This window comes from Novosphingobium sp. DS6-6, assembly GCF_057784975.1.
Genome location: NZ_JBYNTS010000004.1, coordinates 25,936 through 48,192, shown reverse-complemented (window position 1 = coordinate 48,192; position 22,257 = coordinate 25,936). Strand labels below are relative to the sequence as shown.

Sequence of the window (22,257 nt, the reverse complement as noted above, 5' to 3'; positions counted from 1 at the left end):
TATAGCGGAGCCATGGAACCGGTAAACCGCATCGAAGGCCGCGCCATTCCGTTCGGCCGCAAGAACATCGATACCGACGTGATCGTTCCAGCCAAATGGCTGAAGACGATCAGCCGACAGGGGCTGGGCAGGGGTGCGTTCGAATCGCTGCGCGAAGACCCGGACAACATGTTCGACAGCCCGCCGTTCAAAGGCGCGCCCATTCTCATCGCGGGCGAAAACTTTGGCTGCGGGTCCAGCCGCGAGCATGCCGCGTGGGCCTTGCTCGATCTGGGGATCAAGGCAGTCATCGCCCCGTCCTTTTCCGACATCTTTTCCGGCAACGCTTTCAAGAACGGCATCCTGACGGTGGTGATGCCGCAGGAACAGCTCAACCGCCTGCTGGACGTGGCGCAGACCGATCCGATCGCGATCGACCTTGAAGCACAGACGGTCACCACGCCGTTTCAGGATCGCTTTGCGTTCGAAATCGATGCATTCCGCAAGCATTGCCTGCTCAACGGCCTCGATGAAGTAGGTCTGACTCTGGCGCGTGACGAGGCTATCGGCGCATTCGAAGCGCAAGTGGCCAACGCGCGCCCGTTTCTGGCTCAGGGCATCAGTCTCACAGCCTGAAGGCTGTCCAACGGCGCCTCGTCCATCGGCGCCTCGTCCATCGGCGCCTCGTCCATCGGCGCCCCGTTTACCAGTGCCCCGTTTACCAGTGCCCTATTTACCGGCGCAACGTCTACCGAAACGCGCAGGGCCTGCCCGCCTCCGCCGTGAAAGACACCGTCCATCGGCGCTACGTCGGCATAATCGCGACCCATCCCGGTAAAGACGTGATCGCACGAGGTCAGCATGCCGTTGGTCGGGTCAAAGCCGACCCAGCCCAGTTCGTCGCCGCACCATAGCGCCGCCCAGGCGTGCGTGGCATCGGCACCGATGAGGCGGGGCTGGCCCGGCGGGGGCAAGGTGCGCAGATAGCCGCTGACGTAGGCCGCCGGCAGCCCATGCCCGCGTGCCGCCACGATCATGACGTGGGCAAAATCCTGGCACACGCCGTGCCGTGCGCGAAAGGCTTCGGCTGGCGACGTCTCTGTCGTGGTGGCGCTGCCGTCGTAGCTGAATTCATCGTGGATGGCATGCATCAGTGCCAGCCCGGCCTCCATCACGCTGCGCTTGCCCGCCAGGATGCCCCCGGCCCATCCCACGATTTCGGGTGAAAGCGGCGTCATGGCCGATGGATAGATATAGCTGGCCGGCCCGAGGGCGGAAAGATCGCGGTGAGCGGCGGCGCGGGCGCCGATCTCGGCCACGCTGGGCGTTCCGGTCTGCGCCGGATCGACGGCCCGGGGTGTCACTTCGACTCGAAACGTGCTTTCCACCACCAGGGAATCGAGCGGCTCGCGAATGAACAGGCGGCTGCGGTTCACCAGAAAGGGGCCGGCTTCCTCTTCGATGGTCCATGGCACCGGGGCGATCGTCAGGCGAAAATCCGTGACCGTTTGCGTGGGCCATGCGGCCGGGCGCAAGCGCAGGTTGAACCGCGCCAGCCGCACCGGCCCGGCATAATCCACGCAGGTCTTGTGGCGGATATCGTAGATCACGCGAGCAGGCTGCCGTTGGCCGGGTTGTCCGGCCGTTCGAATTGCAGGAAATAGCGCGTTGAGATCGTATCGGAAAGCGTCAGCAGCCGCTGTTCCACTTCGGCCAGGCGCGCCAGGTTCCACGCCGCCACCGGCAGGCTGGACAGCGGCGCCAGAATTGCCCGCGCTTCCAGCAGCGCGGCTTCGGGCAGGTTGTCTTCGTCGAGCGACGGCAGGGCCTCGATATGGCCGACCAATGCCCGGGCCTGAAAAGCCAGCGAGCGCGGGTTGGCCGGATCGAGCAGCAGCAGATCGAGCACCGGCGCCGTACTCGGCGCGGCAAGATAACGCGCGCGATAGGTGATCTGGCTGTCGGACAGATCGAGCAGCACGCCCAGCGCTTCGGGCGTTTCGATTTCAGCGGCCAGCGCCCGCAATGTCTGGCACAGCGCCACGGCGCGTTCCAGGCGCCGGCCCATGTCGAGGAAATGGCGCGACGGGCCCAGCGTGAAATTTTCGGCCAGCAGGCCGGAAAGCGCCGAAAGCCGTTCCACCAGTTCGCGCGCGGCGCGCAGCAGCACGCCGGGGCGGTAGCCATCCATGGCTGGCAAGGGCCGGCTGGCAATGCGCCAGAAATCGGTGGTAAAACGATCGCGCAACGTCAGGGCCGTGGCCCTGATCGCCGCAAACAGCGCGCTCACCGACCCGTTCATCCCTGTGTCCGAAAGCGCGGCGCGGCAGGCTTGCGGCACCGGCAGCGTTGCATCGTCGCGCGAAAGGGCACCCCAGCGCACCATCAGGTCGAGCAGGCGGGCGATCACATCGGGGTTGTGCCCGGCCGCGGCGTCCACCTCGATCGAACTGCCCAGCACCGCGCGGATCACCCTTACAGTGGTTTCCGCCCGTTCCATGTAGCGGCCGAACCAGAACAGATTGTCGGCGGCCTGGCTGGCCAGAATGCCACCACCCCGTCGCACCGCCGGCGAAATGGCCAGTGGCGAAGGGGCGGTGTTGGCCGCCGCGGCGTCAGCCCCGGTATCCACGATGCAGACATCGGCGGAAATGTCGCCCTCGCCCATCATCGTCGTGCCCATTTCTCCGGACGAGGACAGCCGGGCAAAGCCGCCGGGCATGACTGTCCATTCGCCGGCCGCGTCGCGGGCGACAAAGGCGCGCACGGTAAAGGCGCACGGCACGAACGCTTCGTCGATCAGGGCCGGGGCGGTGGAAAGGGCAACGATTTCCTGCCCGCAGTAATCCACCGGTCGTCGTTCGATCGCGGCGATCAACGCGCGCCGTGCCGCCGCATCGAGGCTGCGCGCCGCCACCGGGCGGCTCTGTGGCAGACTTTCCACCCCCGCACCGAACGCCGGGGTGATCATCAACTGGTCCAGCCGGGCGATCACGTCTTGCGCCTCGCGCGGTTGGCCGCACCACCAGGTGGCGACGTTGGGCAGGATCGGCTCTTCGCCCAGCAGGATGGAAAACAGGCGCGGCATGAACGCAGCGAAGGCGGGCGCCTCCAGCACTTCGGCACCAGGCCAGTTGGCCAGTGCCACGGTCCCGTGCGTCAGCGCTTCGAACAGGTCGGGCACGCCGATTGCAGAGCGCGCGTCGAAGCGCAGAGGATCGAGTGCATTGGTATCGATCCAGCGCCACAGCGCGTCCACCCGCTTGGGCCCGGCAATGGTCCGCACATAGACGCGGTCGTCGCTGACGGTCAGATCGCGTCCTTCCACCAGGGGAAAGCCCAGGTATCGCGCGAGGTGTGCCTGTTCGGGATAGGACTGGTTGAAGCGCCCCGGGGTAAGCAGCGCAATGCGCGGGTTCTCGCGCTGGCATTCACGGGCCATGCCGCCGCGCAGATCGGAAAAGAACTGGGCCACGCGCCGCGCGCGCATGTCGGTCAGCAGGCTGCCGGTCACGCGCGACAGCGCCAGCCGGTTTTCCAGGGCATAGCCGATGCCGTTGGCCAGCCGCAACCGATCGCCCAGTACCCGCCAGTGCCCGCGGGGGCCGCGCGCCAGATCCACAGCATAGACATGGATGTGCTGCCCGCCACGCGGCGCCACGCCCACCATGGAGCGCGCGAAATACCGGCTGCCGGCAATCAGTGCGGCGGGCAGGTGGCCATCGGCCACCAGGCGTCCTTCGCCATAGATGTCGTTGGCCACCGCTTCGAGCAGTCGCGCACGCTGGACCAGGCCGCGTTCCACCTCGGCCCATTCCTGCGCGCCCACGATCAGCGGCATGGGAGACAAAGGCCAGTCGCGCTCTTCGTCTTCGCCGGTCAGGCGGAACGACATGCCCAGGTCCAGAATCTGGCGGGCGACAAGTTCCTGCACGCCGACGCCGGCCTCTTCGCGCAGGGCCATCAGGGCTCGCGCGGCCTGCTGCCATGCGGGGGCGACATCGGGCGCCGCGTCACGATAGAGATCGCCCGCCCCCACATCCACCGGGTAGGTGCCCAGGCCTGCTGCGCGACCTGTCCGGGATCCTGGCAACGCGGATTCGCGCAGGGTCGCCACCGTAGTCAGACCAGCCCGGCAGGGCGGCGCAGATCGAGCGTCATCGGGAATTCCCCTGGCATTTCCACCGGCGGCACCGGCAGGACGCCGGGCGAATGGCCATGGTCCTGGAACCGCGCCCGGCGCCGCGCCTGCGCTTCATAGCCGTTGACCGGTACGGAATCGTAACTGCGCCCTCCCGGATGGGCCACATGATAAACGCAGCCCCCCAGCGAACGCTGATTCCAGCTATCGAAGATGTCAAACGTGAGCGGTGCATGCGGCGGCATCATCGGATGCAGGCAATTGGCCGGCGACCATGCCTTGTAGCGCACGCCGCCAACGGCTTCGCCGGGCGTGCCGGTGGCGCTCAAGGGCACGCGGCGGCCGTTGCAGGTGATCAGGTGTCGCCCCGGCACCAAACCGGTGGCGCGCACCTGAAGCCGCTCGGTGGAACTGTCGACATAACGCACCGTGCCGCCGATTGCCCCGGTTTCGCCCAGCACGTTCCAGGGTTCCAGCGCATGGCTCACTTCCAGATGAACGCCTCCGCCCTCGACGCTGCCGTGGACGGGAAAGCGGAACTGGCGCTGCGCTTCGAACCAAACCGGATCGAAATCGTAGCCGGCGCCCCGCAGGTCAGCCAGCACATCGAGGAAATCGGCCCAGACGAAGTGGGGCAGCATGAATCTGTCGTGCAACTGCGTGCCCCAGCGCACGAGCGGCCCGTCCACCGGTTCGCGCCAGAACCAGGCACACAGCGCCCGCAGCAGCAACTGCTGGGCCAGCGACATGCGCGCGTCGGGCGGCATTTCGAAACCGCGAAATTCGACAAGGCCGAGTCGCCCGGTGGGGCCATCGGGCGAAAACAGCTTGTCGATACAGATTTCGGTGCGGTGGGTATTGCCCGTCACATCGACCAGCAGATTCCGGAACAGGCGGTCGGCCACCCAGGCCAGCGGCTGTGGCTGATCGGGACCAGGCACTTGGGCCAGAGCGATCTCCAGCTCGTAAAGCCCGTCGTGGCGCGCCTCGTCGATGCGCGGGGCCTGACAGGTGGGGCCGATGAACAGCCCTGAAAACAGATAGGACAGGCTGGGATGCCGCTGCCAGTAGATGACGAAGGATTTCAGCAGGTCGGGCCGACGGACGAACGGGCTGTCAAGCAGGCTGGGGCCTCCCAGCACGATGTGATTGCCGCCGCCAGTGCCGATGGCACGGCCATCGACCATGAACTTGTCGGCCGTCAGCCCCACTTCGCGCGCGCAGCGATACAGCGTTTCGGTGATATCGACCGATTCCGCCCAGGACGCAGCCGGCTGGATGTTCACTTCGATCACGCCCGGATCGGGCGTGACTTTCAGCACCATCAGCCGTGGATCGGGCGGTGGCGGATAGCCTTCGATGCGCACCGGCAGGCGCGTTTCCTCGGCCACCGCCTCGATGCTGGCGATAAGATCGAGATAGTCTTCCAGCGCTTCTACCGGGGGAATGAACACGCACAGGTGATCGTCCTTGGGCTCGACCGTGATCGCCGTGCGCACCGCCCCTTCGATAGCGATGGTCTGTTCCACGCGGCGTTGCCGCGCCGGATCGGCGCTATGCCGATCGTGCCCCTGGGCACGCGCCTCGCGGTTGCGGTCTTCGGCCGAAAGCGCGCCCTGGATCAGGGCATCGCGCGTTTGCACGGCCCGCTCGATGGCTTGGGTACGAAAATCGGCCAGCGGCTCACGCGGCTCGGCCGTGTCGCGCGGGTGGATATAGGGATAGGCTGCCGGCGGAACATGGGGCAGCGAATTGAGCGGCAGGCGATAACCCAGCGCGCTGTCGCCCGGCACCGCGAACAGCGCGCCGCGCCGCAGCTTCCATTTTTCGGAATACCAGCGGCGCTGGGCATGAGCGCGCCGCGCCTGCCAGGGTTGCTGTCGCTGGATCGGCAGAACGTGGCCCACGGGTCGGGTCAGCCCGCGCTGGAACGTGCGGATAAAGCGCTGCCGCATTTCGGGATCGTCCAGTTGGGGATCGGTAGGCGGCGTGTTTTCAGGCAGTTCCGCCTCGCGGACCATCCACTCCAGCGCATCTTCATAGACCGGCGCGACGTGATCGGGCGAAACACCCAGCACCGTGGCGGTCTCGCGCAGAAACAGGGCGGCATCGTCGGCATCGACAGCGGTAACGGCCTGATCGGGCAGGCGATCGCCCGCAATCAGGCTTTCGTCGCGCCAGACCGGCACGCCATCCTTGCGCCAATAGATGGAATAGCCCCAGCGCGGCAGGCTTTCGCCCGGATACCATTTGCCCTGTCCATGGTGGAGCAGCGAGCCCGGGGCGAAGTGATCGCGCAGTTTGCGGATCAGCCGGTCGGCATACCAGGCCTTGGTCGGCCCCACGGCGCTGCTGTTCCATTCCGCCGCTTCGAAATCGCCGTCGGCCACGAAAGTCGGCTCGCCGCCGATCGTCAGGCGCACGTCCTGGACGGCAAGATCGGCGTCGACGCGCGCGCCCAGCGCATCGAGGGCATGCCAGCGCGCATCGGTAAAGGGCTTGGTGATGCGCACTGCCTCGGCAATGCGCGAAACCTGCATTTCGAAATGGAAATCGGAATGGACCGGTTCCAGCACCACGCCTTCGATCGGCGCGGCGGTGCGATAATGCGGCGACGCGCAAAGCGGGATATGCCCTTCGCCGGCGAACAGGCCCCATGTGGCATCGAGGCCGATCCAACCCGCACCGGGCACATAGACTTCCGCCCAGGCATGCAGATCGCACACGTCCTGCGCCACGCCGGCCGGACCGTCGACGGCGACGACATCGGGGGTCAGTTGGATCGAATAGCCCGAGACGAACCGCGCGGCAAAGCCCAGCCGGCGCAGGAGATGCACCAGCAACCAGGCCGAATCGCGGCACGATCCAGTGCCCGCTGCGAGCGTCTCCTCGGGCGACTGCACGCCGGGCTCCATGCGGATGACATAACCCACCCGCTCATTCACCGCCTGGTTGATCGCCACCAGAAAATCGATCGTGCGCCCCCGGTGCCCGGCAAACCGGGCCAGCAGTTCCTCGAACAGCGCCCCCTGGCTTTCGGTTTCCAGGCACGCGGCCAGGTCCGTCTGCAAGGCCTCGTCATAGGCAAACGGATAGGTTTCGGCGTATTCCTCGACGAAGAAATCGAACGGATTGATCACGGCCAGATCGGCCAGCAGATCGACGGTGATTTCGAAATGGTCGATCGGATCGGGGAAAACGATACGCGCCAGCCAGTTGCCGTAAGGGTCTTGCTGCCAGTTGATGAAATGGTTGGCCGGGCTGATTTTCAACGAGTAATTGGGCACCGCCGTGCGGCTATGGGCCGCCGGGCGCAGGCGGATGACCTGCGGCCCCAGGCGCACCGGCTTGGCATAGGTATAGCGCGTAAGATGATGGAGGCCCGCCTTGATCATGGTGGGGCAAGTTGCCCCAATTCATGCTGCACCGCAACGTCATTCCACGGTTGCACCCATGCCTTCCCGCAAAGCCGCCCCACCATAGGCCGGTATCGCCAGTTTCCAGCGGATCGCCGCGGCGCGGAGGGCAAAGCCGGCCAGCGCCGACACGGCCCAGACCCAGCCTTTGGGCAGATGCAGCGCCTGCCCGGCCGAACACAGCGCGGCGGCAAGGGCGGCGGCGGTGACATAGAGTTCCGGGCGCATGATGATCGATGGGCGCCCGGCTACGCAATCGCGGATAACGCCGCCCACGCAGCCGGTGATGACCCCCATGATGAACGCCGGTACTGGCGCGAGGCCAAAGGCCAGCGCCTTGGCCGTGCCCAGTACGGCATAGGCGCCGAGGCCTGCTGCATCGGCCCATTCCAATGCCGCGCCGCGCCACCAGCGGTGGGGCGTGATCCAGCACAGCACGGCGGTTGCCAGGCATACCGGCGCCACCCAGCGATCGTGCACCCAGAACACCGGTGCGCCGATCAGCAGGTCGCGCACCGATCCGCCGCCGACGCCGGTGATCACCGCGAAAAAGCACATCGTCACCAGTGTCTGCCGCATGCGGGCCGCCACCAACGCGCCTGACAGGGCGAAAACGGCGATGCCCGCAAGATCGGCCATGCCGATGATGGCCGGCAGGGCGGGGGTCACGGCGCCCGGCAGCGCGGAGGGAAGGGGGTTGGCATGCAGCATCGGCGCAGTCTTGCCGCGCCTGACCGTTCCTGTCGAGGCAGGGGACCGCCCGCATGTTCCCGGTCATGGGCCGGGGACTTGGACGAGACGCTATCACGAGGCCGCAAGCATTGCTTTCCATGCCACGATCGCGCCATATTGTTCGTCCAGTTTCAGGCTGTTGCAGATGGAGCGCGCCGATGCCCGCCGATGTGCCGCCCGCCGATGTGCCGCCCGCGTCGATCGTCCGTCCCGCCGATGCGGCCGTGCCGGCTTTCGATCTGGCGCAGGTCGGGCCAGCGGCGTCATCCGATGCCTGCGGCGCCCCCGCCGCCGATGGCGCGATCGTGGTATGCGCGGTCGATCGCGAAAAGTTTCGCGTTCATCCGCTTGCCGGGCCATTTGCAGACCAGGCGCGGCCCCGCGCGCAGATAATCCTGGCGCCCGGGGTCAAGGCCCTGGCGGAGACCGAGCAGCGCACCCTGGGGGGCGGGGTCAGTGCCCCGTCGGCGATGGTGCGCCTGAAAATCGGGTTCTGATGCAGACCGCAAGGCCCCCTTCGCGCAAAAACGAAGAGGGCCTGTGGTCCCGGCCGAGGGCATTGGCCCGGTTTCGTCAGATGTGGATCGGCTTTTCCCGAATGCCCATCGCCGCTTCCTTGAGCGCTTCCGAATGGGTCGGGTGTGCGTGGCAGGTATAGGCGATGTCTTCGGCCGTCGCGCCGAATTCCATGGCCAGGGCCGCTTCGGCAATCATCGTTCCGGCAACCGAGGCGATGGCCCAGACGCCCAATACCCGGTCGGTCTGCGCATCGGCGATCACTTTGACGAAGCCGTCGGGCTCGTGGTTGGTCTTGGCACGGCTGTTGGCCAGCATCGGGAATTTGCTGACTTTGACTTTGGACTTGTCTCCACCCGCCTTTTCCAGCGCGGCTTCCTGAGTCAGGCCCACCCCGGCAAATTCGGGGAACGTGTAGACGACGCCGGGAATCACGTCGTGATTGACGATGCCGGTAAGGCCGGCGATGTTTTCGGCAACGGCGATGCCCTCGTCCTCGGCCTTGTGCGCCAGCATCGGGCCGGGAACGACATCGCCGATCGCCCACACGCCGTCGATTTTGGTGCGGAAATCGTGGTCGGTCTCGATCTGGCCGCGCTTGTTCACTTCGAGCCCGATCTTTTCCAGGCCCAGGCCATCGGTGTTGGGCTTGCGGCCGATGGCCACCAGCACGCAATCCGCCTCGATAGTCTCGGCGTCCCCGCCAGCCGACGGTTCGAGCGTCAGAACCGCCTTGCCGCCATCCACGGCAACGCCGGTGACTTTGGTCGAAAGCCTCAGTTCCATGCCCTGTTTCTTGAAGATCTTTGCCGCTTCCTTGCGCACGTCGCCGTCCATGCCGGGCAGCAGCTGATCGAGATATTCGACCACCGTGACTTTGGCGCCCAGGCGCCGCCAGACCGAGCCCAGCTCCAGCCCGATCACGCCGCCGCCGATCACCACGAGGTGGTCGGGCACCCGGGCCAGCGCCAGCGCGCCGGTGGAGTCCACCACGACACCGGCATCGTTGTCGACCGTCACGCCCGGCAGCGGCGTCACCGAAGAACCGGTGGCGATGACGATATGCTTTGCCGAAACCTTCTCTCCGGCCACGGTGACGCTGTGCGCGTCCTCGAACGTGGCATAGCCCTTGAGCCAGGTGACCTTGTTCTTCTTGAACAGGAATTCGATGCCACCCGTCAGGCCCTTGACCGAATCCAGCTTCTGCTGATGCATCGCGGCCAGATCCAGTTCGACCGGTCCGGTCTTGATGCCATAGTTGGCAAAGGTACCGTTGACCGCTTCCTCGAACTTTTCCGACCCGTGCAGCAGCGCCTTCGACGGAATGCAGCCGACGTTGAGGCACGTGCCGCCCAGGGTTTCGCGCCCTTCGGCGCAGGCGGTCTTGAGGCCGAGCTGGGCCGCGCGGATCGCCGCGACATAGCCACCGGGGCCAGCGCCGATCACCAGGACGTCATAATCGTATTCAGCCATAGCGGGCTCCTGTTCGCGCGCCCCGTCAACGGGGTGGGGGCTGCGATATCGCATAAGTTCGTTTCATGCACGCCCGCGTGCCCGAGCCGTTCGGCCCCGCGCGGGTTGGCCTGCCGGTCAAAGATCGATCAGCAGGCGGGTGGGATCCTCGATTGCTTCCTTGATGGTCTTGAGCGCGGTCACCGCCTCGCGCCCGTCGATGATGCGGTGATCGTAAGACAATGCGATGTACATCATCGGGCGGATCACGATCTCGCCGTTGCGCACCACCGGGCGGTCTTCAATGCGATGCAGGCCCAGCACGGCCGACTGGGGCGGATTGATGATCGGGGTGGACATCAGGCCGCCGAACACGCCGCCATTGGAAATGGTGAACGTGCCGCCTTTCATGTCTTCCATGGTCAATGCCCCGTCGCGCGCCTTCTTGCCATATTCGGCAATGGCTTTTTCGATGCCGGCGAAGGAAAGCTTGTCGGCGTCGCGCACCACCGGCACGACCAGCCCGTTGGGTGCCGAAACTGCCACCGAAATGTCGACATAATCGTGATAGACGATCTCGTCACCCTGGATCTGGGCGTTGACGGCCGGAATGTCCTTCAGCGCAAGACACGAGGCCTTGGCGAAAAACGACATGAAGCCCAGCTTCACGCCGTGCTTCTTCTCGAACACGTCCTTGTACTTTTCGCGCGCAGCGATCACCGCCGACATGTCCACGTCGTTGAACGTGGTGAGCAGGGCAGCGGTTTCCTGCGCGCTCTTGAGCCGCTTGGCGATAGTCTGGCGCAGGCGCGTCATCTTGACGCGTTCCTCGTTGCGGCCGGGGCCGGCAGCGGCGGCCGGCAGCGGCGCGGCGGCGCTTGCGGCGGGGGCGGGAGACGCGGCCTTGGCCTGGGCAGCCGCCAGCACGTCTTCCTTGGTCAGGCGGCCATCCTTGCCGGTGCCCTTGACGGTGGATGGATCGATGCCGTGTTCCAGCACCGCGCGGCGCACGGCCGGCGAAAGCGCGGCGGCGGCAGCATCGTCACCGGCCGGTGAAGGCGCACCGGCAGGCGCGGGAGCGGCGGCGGGCGCAGGCGCCGCGACGGATGCAGGGGCAGCGGCCGGCGCCACCGTGTCGGATGCGGGCGCAACCGGCTTTTCTTCGCGCGGGGCGACTTGGGCATTGCCGGCTGCGGCCACGCTGTCTTCCACCGTGCCCAAAAGCGCGCCGACCGTGACCGTCTCGCCCTCGGCAACCATGATCTGGCCCATCACCCCGGCAGCGGGCGCAGGCACTTCGACGGCGACCTTGTCGGTTTCCAGGCTGACGATGGGTTCGTCCAGCGCGACCGCTTCGCCGGGCTTTTTCAGCCACTGGCCGACCGTCGCTTCGCTGACGCTTTCACCGAGCGTCGGAACCTTGACTTCGATGGACATGACGTGGTGTTCCTTGGGGAGAATGCAGGTGGACGAAACGGCCGGTCAGGCCTTTTTCTTGCGGCGGATTTCCTCGCGCACCGAAAGCGCCAGGGCATCGGCGACCAGCGCGGCCTGTTCGGCGTTGTGGCGCTTGGCAAGGCCGGTGGCCGGCGAAGCGGAGGCAGCACGGCCGGCATAGCGGGCGCGGCCCACCTGGCTCTTGGCGGCCTTGAGCGCGTCTTCGATCAGCGGTTCGGCAAAGAACCAGGCGCCGTTGTTCTTGGGCTCTTCCTGGCACCAGACCACGTCTTCCAGCCTGGTCATGCGCGACAGGCGCAGGGCCAGCGGCTCTCCGGGAAACGGATAGAGCTGCTCGATCCGGATGATCTGGGTATTGGTGATGCCGGCGGCATCGCGCGCTTCGATCAGGTCATAGGCAACTTTGCCCGAACACAGCACGACGCGCCGGGTATCCTGATCCTCGGGCGCCGCGGGATCGGACAGGATGCGCTTGAACTGCGCAGCGCCCAGGAAATCCGCCGCGGTCGATTTCGCCAGCGGGTGGCGCAGCAGCGACTTGGGCGTCATGATGATCAGCGGCTTGCGGAACGAACGGTGCATCTGCCGGCGCAGTACGTGGAAGTAGTTGGCCGGGCTGGTGATGTTGCACACCTGCAGGTTGTCTTCGGCACAAAGCTGGAGATAGCGCTCCAGGCGGGCCGAGGAGTGTTCCGGGCCCTGGCCTTCATAGCCGTGCGGCAACAGCATGACCAGGCCGTTGGCACGCAGCCACTTGGCTTCGGCGGCGGCCACGTACTGGTCGATAACGATCTGCGCGCCATTGGCGAAATCGCCGAACTGCGCTTCCCACAGCACCAGCGTCTTGGGGTCGGCGCTGGCATAGCCATATTCGAAGCCCAGCACCCCGTATTCGGACAGCGGGCTGTCGAACACGTCGAAGCGGCCGTGGGGCAGCGTTGCCAGGGGCACGTACTTGCGCTCGTCGGTCTGGTCCACCCATACCGCGTGGCGCTGGCTGAATGTGCCGCGGCCGCAATCCTGGCCCGACAGGCGCACGTTGTAACCTTCGGTGACCAGGCTGCCATAGGCCAGCGCTTCGGCCGTCGCCCAGTCGAACCCTTTGCCGCTGGCAAACATTTCGCGCTTGGCATCGAGCACGCGGCCCAGCGTCTTGTGGACGGTGAGGCCTTCCGGGATCGTCGTCAGCGTGCGGCCCAGGCTGTCGAACAGCTTCTGCTCGATGCCGGTCGCCACGTTGCGTCGCGCCGTCACCGGGTCGGCCGGCTTGTTGAGACCGGCCCAGCGCCCGCCGAACCAGTCCGCCTCGTTGGCCTTGTAGCTCTTGGCGGCTTCGAATTCGCTTTCCAGCGTGGCCGTGAAGTGGTCTTCGGCTTCGCCTTTCCAGTTCTTGTCGATGACGCCTTCGGCCGCCAGACGCTCGGCATAGAGTGTGGAGACCGCCGGGTGCTTCTTGATCCGGGCGTACATCAGCGGCTGGGTGAACGAAGGCTCGTCGCCTTCGTTGTGGCCGAAGCGGCGATAGCACCACATGTCGATCACGATGTCGCGGCCGAATTGCTGGCGATAGTCGATCGCCAGCTTGCAGGCGAAGGTCACCGCTTCGGGGTCGTCGCCGTTGACGTGGATGATCGGCGCCTGCACGCCCTTGGCCACGTCCGACGGATAGGGCGATCCGCGCGAGAACTGCGGGCTGGTGGTAAAGCCGATCTGGTTGTTGATGATGAAGTGGATGCAGCCGCCCGTATTGTAGCCCTGCACGCCGGAAAAGCCGAAGCATTCCCACACGATGCCCTGGCCGGCAAAGGCCGCGTCGCCATGGATCAGCACCGGCAGCACCTGCTTGTGCTTCCCCGGGCCGACATCGTCGCGAAACTGCTGCTGGGCCAGCGTCTTGCCCAGCACGATCGGATCGACCGTTTCCAGGTGCGACGGGTTGGGCAGCAGGCTCATGTGCACCTTGGTGCCGTCGAATTCGCGGTCGGTACTCGTGCCCAGGTGATACTTGACGTCACCCGAACCGCCGACATCCTCGGGATTGGCGCTGCCACCCGAAAATTCGTGGAAGATCACGCGATAGGGCTTGGCCATGACGTTGGCGAGGATGTTCAGCCGGCCGCGATGGGCCATGCCGTAGATGATCTCCTTCACGCCGCGCTGGCCGCCGTACTTGATCACCGCTTCCAGTGCGGGGATCATCGATTCGCCGCCGTCCAGGCCGAAGCGCTTGGTGCCGACGTACTTCTTGCCCAGGAACTTTTCGTACTGCTCGCCGCGGACGACGGCCGAAAGAATCGCTTTCTTGCCCTCGGGCGTGAAGTCGATCGACTTGTCGCCGCCCTCGATGCGGTCCTGCAGGAACTTGCGCTCCTCCACATCGGAAATGTGCATGTATTCCAGGCCGATCTTGCCGCAATAGTTACGGCGCAGGATCTGCACCACTTCGCGCACCGTGCCCCATTGCAGGCCCAGCACGCCGCCCAGGAACACCTTGCGATCCATGTCTTCGGGCTGGAAGCCGTGGTATTCGGGGCTGAGGTCGGCGGGAAGGTCCTGCTTGGCGAGGCCCAGCGGGTCCAGATCGGCGGCAAGGTGGCCCCGCACGCGATAGGTGCGGACCAGCAGCATCACGCGCAGGCTGCTGTTGGCGGCCTGTTCCAGCGCCGCTTCGTCGAGAACGGCACCGGCTTTCTTGGCGGCCTTGGCCACTTCGACCTTGAGCGCCATGGGATCGAGCGCACGGGTCAGGTCATCGCCGGCCAGGGCATCGGTGATCGGCCAACGTTTGGACTGCCACGAAGGGCCCTGCTGCGGCGCATCCTGCAAAGGATCGGCTTCGAACGCGTGCACTTCTTGTCCCATTATCGATTTACTCCTTTGCCCCTAAAAAGGGCTTCGGAAAAAAGGGTGTGGCAGTCCAACGAACCCGAGCCGGGCTGCCTGTCAGTATCGTCTTCCGCCGGCCCTGATTCCGGTTGGCGATTCCGGCTGGCCGCGGACGGTCCCGCACGGCGTTCGGGACGGGCCGGACCCGATGAGAGACCTGTAAGTGCGCGTGGTCAACACGGCCCGAACGGATCTTAAGGATAATGCCGCTGCACGGCCTGCGGCGGCCAGGGCCCGCCGCAGGCCGTGTGCCGTCAAGCGAGCGCGGGATCGATGCCCTTGCAGGCCACCAGCAATTCCTTGACCGCGTCAACGGAGACCTGAAGGTTGGCCTTGGCGGCGTCGTCCAGGTTGATTTCGATCACTTTCTCCACGCCGCCGGCGCCGATCACCACCGGCACGCCGACATAGAGGCCTTCGACGCCATAGGCACCCTCGACATAGGCGGCGCAGGGCAGAATGCGCTTCTGGTCATTCAGATAGGCTTCGGCCATGGCAATGCCTGAAGCAGCGGGGGCATAAAAGGCCGAACCGGTCTTGAGCAGGCCGACGATTTCGCCGCCGCCCGAACGGGTGCGGGCGACGATCGCGTCGATCTTTTCCTGGGTGGAAGCGCCCATCTTGATCAGATCGGTCACAGGGATGCCGGCAACAGTCGAATATTCGACCACGGGCACCATGGTATCGCCGTGGCCGCCCAGCACGAACGAGTTCACATCACGCACCGAAACGCCGAATTCCCAAGCCAGGAACGTGCTGAACCGCGCCGAGTCGAGCACCCCGGCCATGCCCACCACCTTGCTGTGCGGCAGGCCGGAGAATTCGCGCAGTGCCCAGACCATCGCGTCGAGCGGGTTGGTGATGCAGATCACGAAGGCGTCGGGGGCATTGTCGCGGATGCCTTCGCCCACGGCTTTCATCACCTTGAGATTGATGCCCAGCAGGTCATCGCGGCTCATGCCCGGCTTGCGGGCCACGCCGGCCGTCACGATGATCACGTCGGCGCCGGCAATGTCCTTGTAATCGTTGGTCCCGGTGATCTTGGCATCGAAGCCTTCGACCGGGCCGCACTGCGAGAGATCGAGAGCTTTGCCCTGGGGAACGCCTTCCACGACGTCGAACAGGACGATGTCGCCCAATTCCTTCTGCGCGGCCAGATGCGCCAGAGTGCCACCGATATTACCCGCGCCGATCAGCGCGATCTTCTTGCGTGCCATGTGCTTTACGGTCCTTTCCCGGAGACGTCGCGGGACAAGCGTTCAAGCGTTGCCAACTCAAGCCCCCGGGATGGAGGTCCCCCCGCGCCCGCGAGACGGGAAGGGTTGCCGGCAAGTGGAGGGGCACCTAAGCCCGCCGGACGGGGATTGCAACCGCAAAAAGCGCGGATCCGCGGGTTTCTTTGATATCAGTTCGCAATAGCAATAAGCGGTAAATGTGCCGTTCATCGTCTGCCCTGCTGGCCTTTTGCGCTTTTGCCGCGAAGGCCTGACGCTCAGCCCAGTTCGATCAGTTGTCGACGCAGGACGGCCGCCCGGCGTTGATCGAGCGTATGGCACACTTCGGTCCACCATGCCGCGCTGCGTTGATCGCCCGCCTCGGCGGCATAAGTAGCCGCCGCTGCCGCATGTGCGGCTGCCGCATGGCCGTGATTGGCGAACAGGCGCAGCGCCGCCGCGAGCAATCCATTTGCCGGCAGATGATCGGCCACACGGCCGGCCATGGCCCGTGCCGGGGGCACGGTGGCGCGCTGCCTGTGCCGGACGGAAAGGGCGTTGTCGTTGGCCGCGCGCGGGATCGGGCCTGAAGGCCGGCGCAGACAGGGCGAAATCATGCCATAGCGAGGGGCAAAGCGCAGCATGCGCGATTGGTCTCCGTCTGTGTTGCGCTGCCGATGATCCGGCCGTTCCCAACAAGCCGCCACCGGGGTGAAATTCCGGAAGGCGCGACCGTTCTTGTAAGGCCGGCGCGCTAACAGGGCGTGAGACGAGACGGTAAACGCGGTGTTGATGCTGTAAGGCTGACAGCGATCTGCCGGGCACGGCCCGCCGCCGCTGCGAGTCGGGGTCAACCGTGCGGTTGGGCGATCCACTTCTCCGCGTTTTCAAACGCTTCGGAAGCTTCTGGGCGCAATTGCGGGTCGGGGGCACCGGGCAACGGTGCGCCTGGCGCCGATCCCCCGGCGGGTATGGCTGCACGCGATGACTGCCCGGCCATGCCGGACGCTGCCGGGGCAGGGCCGCCGGCCGTGCTTGCCGCGCGCTCCAGCACAGCCATCCGGCCCTGTTCGAAGGCCCTTTCCAGCGTGACCGGATCGGCCAGATCGGCTGCCGCCGGCACCCAGGTGCGCGGATGGGGGGCTGCCAGCGGTTCGGCGCCGCGATAGCTGCCGGTGAACGCGGCCGGTTGCCCGGCCGCCCCTGCCCAGCGATAGAAGCGGTGCGCGCCGATAGTGCCGATGAACGCGAGGGTGTCGGCCCAGGCGGGATGGACGGCGCCGGTATGGTAATGGGTGGCAAGGCCGACCGGGGCAAAAACGTTGCCGGCCAGCGCATCGGCGGCCACGCGGCTTGCGCGGTCCCAGAATTGCCGCACCGGCCTGCGCGCCATGGCCCCGTCGCAGGCAAAGCTGAACTGGCAACCGGGCCGTTCAGAACCCTGATAGACCACGCCGCACACGGTCTTGGGAAACGCCGGATGGGCCACGCGGTTCAATACGACCTGGGCGACAGCCCGCTGGCCGGCATCCGGTTCGGACGCGGCCTCGTAATAGATGGCGGTCGTCAGGCATTGCAGCGCGCGCCAGCGGTCTTCCCCGCTGCCGGTGGCAAAGAGCGGCCGCGCCGCGGGATTGCGCGCCCATGCCGAAAAGGGCGTGCCATCATCCGCGTCACTATGGATCGCCGCGATCTGCCGGTCCCAGGCGCGCGCGGCATCCTGTGGCGCAAGCAGGCCGCTATCCCGCGCCGAAACGAAATAGAACGCCGAGCCGGGGAAGCTTTCGCCAGCACGTTCGAACGGCTGCAGGCTTTCGGTCGGGTTGCGGGCCGCGGCCGGGACGATTCCGGGGGAGCCCCAGCCGATCGCGCCCAGGGCCAGGCCCAGCGCGCCGACCGCGGCAATGCCGGCCGCCCGCTCCGCCAGCCGGGAAAACGGGCGATGCTGATAGCGCCACGATGTCATGTCGCGGCGGCGGATGCGGGCGGTGAAATCGCGCGGGCGCACCGGCGGCAGCACAAGCCCGGCGACCAGCGCCGCTTCGGCCTGCCTGCGCTGCGCGGCGCACAGGCGCGCCTCTTGCCCCAGCGGCGGCATCAAAGCCTCGGGCGGCAGAGTGGGCGTGGCGCCGGCAGGAGGAATCGGCTGAGGCATGTATGCGACGGCTGGCCTTTCCACCCCGCGTTAGGCGGCTAGTTCAAGCCATGCACGGCGGGATTCGGTCACGTCCCGATAAGGCACAGGCTGCTACGGTCTGGTTAACCGGTGCTGAGGGCTTGCCCCTTCGGGCATGCCGCGCTATCGACTGGCGCGACGCCACCGGTGCCCGCTTATCGCGGGCTAAGAGGGAAGCCGGACCAAACCGGCGCTGCCCCCGCAACTGTTTCCGGAAGAGCGCCACGCCCTTGTGCGCCACTGGCCCTTTGCGGGCTGGGAAGGTCGGTGTGTCGCGATGACTCCGGATGAGCCAGGAAACCTGCCGGTGTGTGGTCGTTCCGCGGCCGGGCGGGGTGTACCGGGCGCAAGCGTGGTGAGTTTCCGCCCCCAAGGCCCGGCGGACCTCCCGCCATGGACGGCAAGACTGTCCATCGGCCGGGAGGAAACGTCATGAAGACATCGCCACTTGTGCTGGCCGGCATTCTCGTGCTGGCCGTTCCCGCGCATGCAGAGGAGGCGCCGGCACCCGATGCGGGCGCCGCTGACGGTGCACAGATCACCGTGCTGGCTACCGGCAACGCCATCGCGCTGGATCAGACCGGCCAGGCCATCACCGTTCTGCCATTGCAGACGATCGAGGCGGTGCAGGGGCAGGACTTGACCCGCGTGCTCGAACGCGTGCCTGGCCTGACCTATTCGCGCACCGGCGGTCTGGGTGCGCAGACCGCCGTGCGCCTGCGCGGCGGGGAAGGGCAGCACACCCTGGTGCTGATCGACGGAGCGCGGGCGGAAGATCCCGCGGCAGCCTCGGGCGGGTTCGATTTCGGCACGCTGACCACTGGCGGGATCGAGCGGATCGAGGTGCTGCGCGGTTCGAACTCGGTGATCTGGGGCAGTTCCGCCATCGGCGGGGTCATCGCCATCACGACGCGCGAAATCGATGGCGTCGCAGCTTCGGCCGAGGCGGGATCGCGCAATTCCTATAACGCCGATGCCATCGCGGGCGTCGAGCGCGCGCGTTATGCGCTTTCGGTCAACGGCGGCTATGTCACCACCGATGGCGTCTCGGCCGCGGCCAGCGGCAGCGAGCGCGACGGCTATGACCAATGGCGTGTCGGGGGCAAGGGCCGGTTCAACCTTACCGACACGCTCTCGCTTTTCGCGACCGCGCGCTATGCCAATGGCAAGACGCAGATCGACGGTTATCCCGCGCCGACCTATACCTTCGGCGATACGCCGGAATACAGCACCACGCGGCAGTTCTTCGGCCGCGCCGGGCTGAATTTCACGGGCAGCGCGCTTACTTTCAACGCCGCTTACGCGCTATCCGATACGCGCCGGCGCTATTACACCGGCGGGGCCGACGATACGTTCGAATATGGCTACAACGGCCGCAGCGAAAGGGTCGAGCTCAACGGGCGCTACACGCTGCCGTCCGGTTTCGCGCTCGATTTCGGGGCCGACCGCGAATGGACCCGGTTCGACAGCACGTTCGATGCGCGGCAGCGCGCGCATCTTACCAGCGGCCACGCCATGCTGGGCTGGTACAGTGCCAAGGCAAGCCTTGCCGGCGGCGTGCGCTATGACGAACAGAGCCAGTTCGGCAGCAATTGGAGCCTGGGGGCCAATGGAACGGTGGACGTGCTGCCCGGCCTGCGCCTGAACGCCAGCTATGGCGAAGGCTTTCGTGCGCCCACGCTCTATCAGCTGTTTTCGCCCGATTACGGCAATCGCAATCTCAGCCCGGAGCGCAGCCGCAGCTATGACCTGGGCCTTGCCTATGCCAGCGCCGATGGGACGTTTCGCGCCGGCGTGACGGCCTTCCGCCGCGATACGCGCAGCCTGATCGACTATGTATCGTGTTACCGTAACGACAGCCTCGTGTGCCAGAACCGGCCCAACGGCATTTTCGACGGCGTTTATGACAACGTGGACGCGGCGCGCGCGCAAGGGGTGGAACTCGAGGTAGGCGCCACGCTGAGCCCCCGGGTCGATGGCCGGATCGCCTATGCCTATACCGAAGCGACCGATCGCACGCCCGGCGCGACCACGTTCGGCAAGGATCTGGCACGCCGGCCGCGCCATGCGCTGACCGCCTCGCTCGATTGGAACACGTTCTGGGCCGGGCTTACGCTTGGCGCCGATGTTCGTTTTCAATCCGAGACGTTCAACAATGCGGCGAATACGGTAAAGCTGGAGAGCGGTAGCGTTACCACGCTGCGCGCCAGCCTGCCGGTGCTGCGCCGGGCCGAACTGTTCGGGCGCGTGGAGAATCTGTTCGACCGGCCGCTGGTGACGGCCGCCGGCTATGGCGCGCTGGGACGGTCCGTGTTCGGCGGCGTGCGTTTGCGCTATTGATGCGGCCCTTTGCCAAAGGAGTTGCCTTGGCGTGACCAATCGCCTGGTGTCCTGCCTGCGTTCGCACGGCCTTATGGCGCTTGCCGGTCTGGCGCTTGCCGGTCTGGCGCTGGCCGGCTGCGCCCGGGTGGCGCCGGATGGTAGGGATCCGGCGCTGGCCGGCCGCCTGCCACGGATCGTGTCGCTCAACCCGTGCAGCGACGCGATCCTGGCGCAAGTGGCCGATCCGGCACAGATCGCGGCGCTTTCCTCCTACAGCCGTGATCCGGCGCAGACATCGATGGATCTGGCGCAGGCCCGGCGCTTTCCCGCCACCGACGGCGCTGTGGAAAGCGTGCTGGCGCTGCATCCCGATCTGGTCGTTGCCAGCACTTATACCGATCCGGCCAGCCTGGCGGCGATGCGCCGCATGGGTCTGCGCGTCGAGACGGTGGGCATTGCGCATTCGCTCGACGCCGCGCGGGATCAGGTGCGCAGCCTGGCGACCTGGGCCGGGCATCCGCAGCGCGGTGCGGCGTTGGTCGCGCAGATCGATCGTGCCGTCGTCGCAGCCACGCCACCGCCCGGCCATGTGCCGATCCCCGCGGTGATGTGGGAACTCGGCGGGTTGGTGCCGGGCCGGCACACGCTGGTGGCAGACCTGATGACCCGCGCCGGCTTTGCCAGCGTCAGCGCGCAGCGCAGCCCCGGCCAGGCAGAACGGCGGTCGCTGGAGCGCATGCTGGCCGATCCGCCGCGCGTCATTCTGGCGGTGGGCTCGGCCCGCGGGGCGCCAGGCGCCCGATTCGGGCCGGATGAAGACCGCCTGCTGTTTCACCCTGCCCTGGCAGCGCTCGATCGCACCACGCGCGTACCGGTCGCGCCCGATCTCATCTATTGCGGCGGCCCCACCATCCCGCGCCTGCTCGCCCGGCTGGTGGCGGTGCGCCGCCAGTTGGAAAGCCAGCCGCCGGACGTGACGCGATGACCCGCCCTGCCTTGCCGCTTGTCCTGTGCGCCGCGCTGCTGGTGCTGTTTCCCGTGAGCCTGCTTGCCGGCCAGGTGTGGATCGATCCGTTCGATCCGGCAGGGGCCAATGCCACGGCGATCCTGGCAGAGCTGCGCCTGCCGCGCGCCGTCCTCGCGCTGGTCGTGGGGGCGGGGCTGGGCGGGGCGGGGGCCGCCATGCAGGGGTATCTGCGCAACCCGCTGGCCGATCCCGGCCTGTTCGGCGTGGCACCGCTGGCTGCGCTGGGCGCGGTGCTGGCCCTGTTCACCGGCTTTGCCGTGCAGCCTTTCGTGCTCCCGGTCATGGCGCTCGCCGGCGCCGCCGGAGGCATGGTGCTGCTGGCGCTGATCGCCTCCGGCCCGCGCACGGGGCTTGCCGGCGGCATCGTGCTGTTCACACTGGCGGGGATGATGCTTTCCAGCCTGGCCGGCGCGCTCACCAGCCTGGCCATCAGCCTTGCGCCCAATCCTTTTGCGCTGAGCGAGATCGTTACGTGGCTGATGGGCGCGCTTACCGATCGCAGCTGGTACGATGTAGCGCTCGCCGCGCCGCTGACGGCCCTTGGGCTGGGGCTGTTGTGGCGTGCCGGGCCCTTGCTCGATGCGTTGACTCTGGGGGAACTGGCGGCGCGGTCGCTGGGGCTCGATCCGGCCGCGTTGCGCTGGATGATCGTGTTCGGCGTCGGGCTGGTGGTCGGGGCCGGGGTGGCCGCCGCCGGCGTCATCGGCTTTGTCGGACTGATGGTGCCGCATATCGTGCGCCCGTTCACCGATCGTCGCCCGTCCAGTCTGCTGTTGCCCAGCGCCCTTGCCGGCGCGCTGCTGCTGCTGGTGGCCGATGCCCTGTGCCGCAGCCTGCCCCTCGCGGCGGGGGAACTCCGCCTCGGCATTGCGCTCAGCCTGCTGGGTGGGCCGTTTTTCCTGCACCTGCTGCTTCGCCTGCGGCGCGGTCTTGCATAA

The 22,257-nt window shown here is 66.7% G+C and carries 15 protein-coding genes and 1 riboswitch; of the genes, 5 read left to right on the top strand and 10 right to left on the bottom strand.

All coding sequences use genetic code 11. The features are described 5' to 3' along the window. Window positions 1-12: 12 nt before the first annotated feature. The gene (gene leuD, locus AC3EDY_RS06135) at window positions 13-615 is read left to right on the top strand and encodes a 3-isopropylmalate dehydratase small subunit (protein ID WP_488571598.1); all 603 of its coding nucleotides are present in this window, start codon (window positions 13-15) and stop codon (window positions 613-615) included. On the opposite strand, the gene AC3EDY_RS06130 is transcribed toward leuD, so the two are convergent. From AC3EDY_RS06130 to AC3EDY_RS06115, 4 genes are all read right to left on the bottom strand, one after another. Next, entirely contained in the window at window positions 591-1,589 is a 999-nt protein-coding gene (locus AC3EDY_RS06130) for a transglutaminase family protein (RefSeq protein ID WP_488571597.1), read from the bottom strand. The genes leuD and AC3EDY_RS06130 overlap by 25 nt on opposite strands. Then, the gene (locus AC3EDY_RS06125; RefSeq protein WP_488571596.1) at window positions 1,586-4,024 is read right to left on the bottom strand and encodes a circularly permuted type 2 ATP-grasp protein; all 2,439 of its coding nucleotides are present in this window, start codon (window positions 4,022-4,024) and stop codon (window positions 1,586-1,588) included. Before AC3EDY_RS06125 ends, AC3EDY_RS06130 begins: the two co-directional genes overlap by 4 nt. Window positions 4,025-4,101: 77 nt before the next feature. Continuing rightward, a complete protein-coding gene (locus tag AC3EDY_RS06120) occupies window positions 4,102-7,515 on the bottom strand; it encodes a transglutaminase family protein (RefSeq protein ID WP_488571595.1) in 3,414 nt (1,137 codons plus the stop codon). A gap of 39 nt (window positions 7,516-7,554) precedes the next feature. Continuing rightward, window positions 7,555-8,175, bottom strand: coding sequence for a trimeric intracellular cation channel family protein (locus tag AC3EDY_RS06115; protein ID WP_488571822.1), 621 nt, complete (start codon window positions 8,173-8,175; stop codon window positions 7,555-7,557). A gap of 251 nt (window positions 8,176-8,426) precedes the next feature. Here AC3EDY_RS06115 and AC3EDY_RS06110 point away from each other — a divergent pair, with 251 nt between their 5' ends. Next, on the top strand, window positions 8,427-8,765 hold the full coding sequence (locus tag AC3EDY_RS06110) for a hypothetical protein (protein ID WP_488571594.1): 339 nt from the start codon (window positions 8,427-8,429) through the stop codon (window positions 8,763-8,765). 76 nt (window positions 8,766-8,841) lie between these two features. Here AC3EDY_RS06110 and lpdA read toward each other — a convergent pair whose 3' ends face one another. The 6 genes from lpdA to AC3EDY_RS06080 form a co-directional block, all read right to left on the bottom strand. Continuing rightward, window positions 8,842-10,257 (bottom strand): dihydrolipoyl dehydrogenase, encoded by a 1,416-nt coding sequence (gene lpdA / locus AC3EDY_RS06105; RefSeq protein ID WP_488571593.1) that lies wholly within the window; start codon window positions 10,255-10,257, stop codon window positions 8,842-8,844. A 117-nt stretch (window positions 10,258-10,374) separates the two neighbouring features. Next, window positions 10,375-11,673, bottom strand: a complete 1,299-nt coding sequence (gene odhB, locus AC3EDY_RS06100; protein WP_488571592.1) for a 2-oxoglutarate dehydrogenase complex dihydrolipoyllysine-residue succinyltransferase — start codon at window positions 11,671-11,673, stop codon at window positions 10,375-10,377. Between the two features lie 45 nt (window positions 11,674-11,718). Beyond that, complete coding sequence (locus AC3EDY_RS06095) at window positions 11,719-14,556, bottom strand: 2-oxoglutarate dehydrogenase E1 component (RefSeq protein ID WP_488571591.1); 2,838 nt, start codon at window positions 14,554-14,556, stop codon at window positions 11,719-11,721. Between the two features lie 278 nt (window positions 14,557-14,834). Then, window positions 14,835-15,797 (bottom strand): malate dehydrogenase, encoded by a 963-nt coding sequence (gene mdh / locus AC3EDY_RS06090; RefSeq protein ID WP_488571590.1) that lies wholly within the window; start codon window positions 15,795-15,797, stop codon window positions 14,835-14,837. A gap of 275 nt (window positions 15,798-16,072) precedes the next feature. Then, complete coding sequence (locus AC3EDY_RS06085; RefSeq protein ID WP_488571589.1) at window positions 16,073-16,438, bottom strand: hypothetical protein; 366 nt, start codon at window positions 16,436-16,438, stop codon at window positions 16,073-16,075. 206 nt (window positions 16,439-16,644) lie between these two features. Further along, complete coding sequence (locus AC3EDY_RS06080; protein ID WP_488571588.1) at window positions 16,645-17,949, bottom strand: cell wall hydrolase; 1,305 nt, start codon at window positions 17,947-17,949, stop codon at window positions 16,645-16,647. Window positions 17,950-18,098: 149 nt separating this feature from the next. Next, a riboswitch (cobalamin riboswitch) is annotated at window positions 18,099-18,292 on the top strand. A gap of 110 nt (window positions 18,293-18,402) precedes the next feature. Between AC3EDY_RS06080 and AC3EDY_RS06075 the strand changes: the two genes are divergently transcribed. From AC3EDY_RS06075 to AC3EDY_RS06065, 3 genes are read left to right on the top strand one after another with little or no spacing between them, the layout of a single operon-like run. Further along, entirely contained in the window at window positions 18,403-20,310 is a 1,908-nt protein-coding gene (locus AC3EDY_RS06075) for a TonB-dependent receptor plug domain-containing protein (RefSeq protein WP_488571587.1), read from the top strand. A gap of 31 nt (window positions 20,311-20,341) precedes the next feature. After that, window positions 20,342-21,277: an ABC transporter substrate-binding protein gene (locus AC3EDY_RS06070; protein ID WP_488571586.1), complete on the top strand. Its 936-nt coding sequence runs from the start codon at window positions 20,342-20,344 to the stop codon at window positions 21,275-21,277. Continuing rightward, entirely contained in the window at window positions 21,274-22,257 is a 984-nt protein-coding gene (locus tag AC3EDY_RS06065) for a FecCD family ABC transporter permease (protein ID WP_488571585.1), read from the top strand. The genes AC3EDY_RS06070 and AC3EDY_RS06065 overlap by 4 nt, the downstream gene beginning before the upstream one ends.

Excerpts from the sequence above, each read along its gene's own strand:
- AC3EDY_RS06110 (WP_488571594.1), top strand. The coding sequence starts at position 8,427 with ATGCCCGCCGATGTGCCGCCCGCCGATGTGCCGCCCGCGTCGATCGTC.
- AC3EDY_RS06120 (WP_488571595.1), bottom strand. The coding sequence starts at position 7,515 with ATGATCAAGGCGGGCCTCCATCATCTTACGCGCTATACCTATGCCAAG.
- AC3EDY_RS06095 (WP_488571591.1), bottom strand. The coding sequence starts at position 14,556 with ATGGGACAAGAAGTGCACGCGTTCGAAGCCGATCCTTTGCAGGATGCG.
- lpdA (WP_488571593.1), bottom strand. The coding sequence starts at position 10,257 with ATGGCTGAATACGATTATGACGTCCTGGTGATCGGCGCTGGCCCCGGT.
- odhB (WP_488571592.1), bottom strand. The coding sequence starts at position 11,673 with ATGTCCATCGAAGTCAAGGTTCCGACGCTCGGTGAAAGCGTCAGCGAA.
- leuD (WP_488571598.1), top strand. The coding sequence starts at position 13 with ATGGAACCGGTAAACCGCATCGAAGGCCGCGCCATTCCGTTCGGCCGC.
- mdh (WP_488571590.1), bottom strand. The coding sequence starts at position 15,797 with ATGGCACGCAAGAAGATCGCGCTGATCGGCGCGGGTAATATCGGTGGC.
- AC3EDY_RS06065 (WP_488571585.1), top strand. The coding sequence starts at position 21,274 with ATGACCCGCCCTGCCTTGCCGCTTGTCCTGTGCGCCGCGCTGCTGGTG.
- AC3EDY_RS06080 (WP_488571588.1), bottom strand. The coding sequence starts at position 17,949 with ATGCCTCAGCCGATTCCTCCTGCCGGCGCCACGCCCACTCTGCCGCCC.
- AC3EDY_RS06075 (WP_488571587.1), top strand. The coding sequence starts at position 18,403 with ATGAAGACATCGCCACTTGTGCTGGCCGGCATTCTCGTGCTGGCCGTT.
- AC3EDY_RS06085 (WP_488571589.1), bottom strand. The coding sequence starts at position 16,438 with ATGCTGCGCTTTGCCCCTCGCTATGGCATGATTTCGCCCTGTCTGCGC.
- AC3EDY_RS06115 (WP_488571822.1), bottom strand. The coding sequence starts at position 8,175 with ATGGCCGATCTTGCGGGCATCGCCGTTTTCGCCCTGTCAGGCGCGTTG.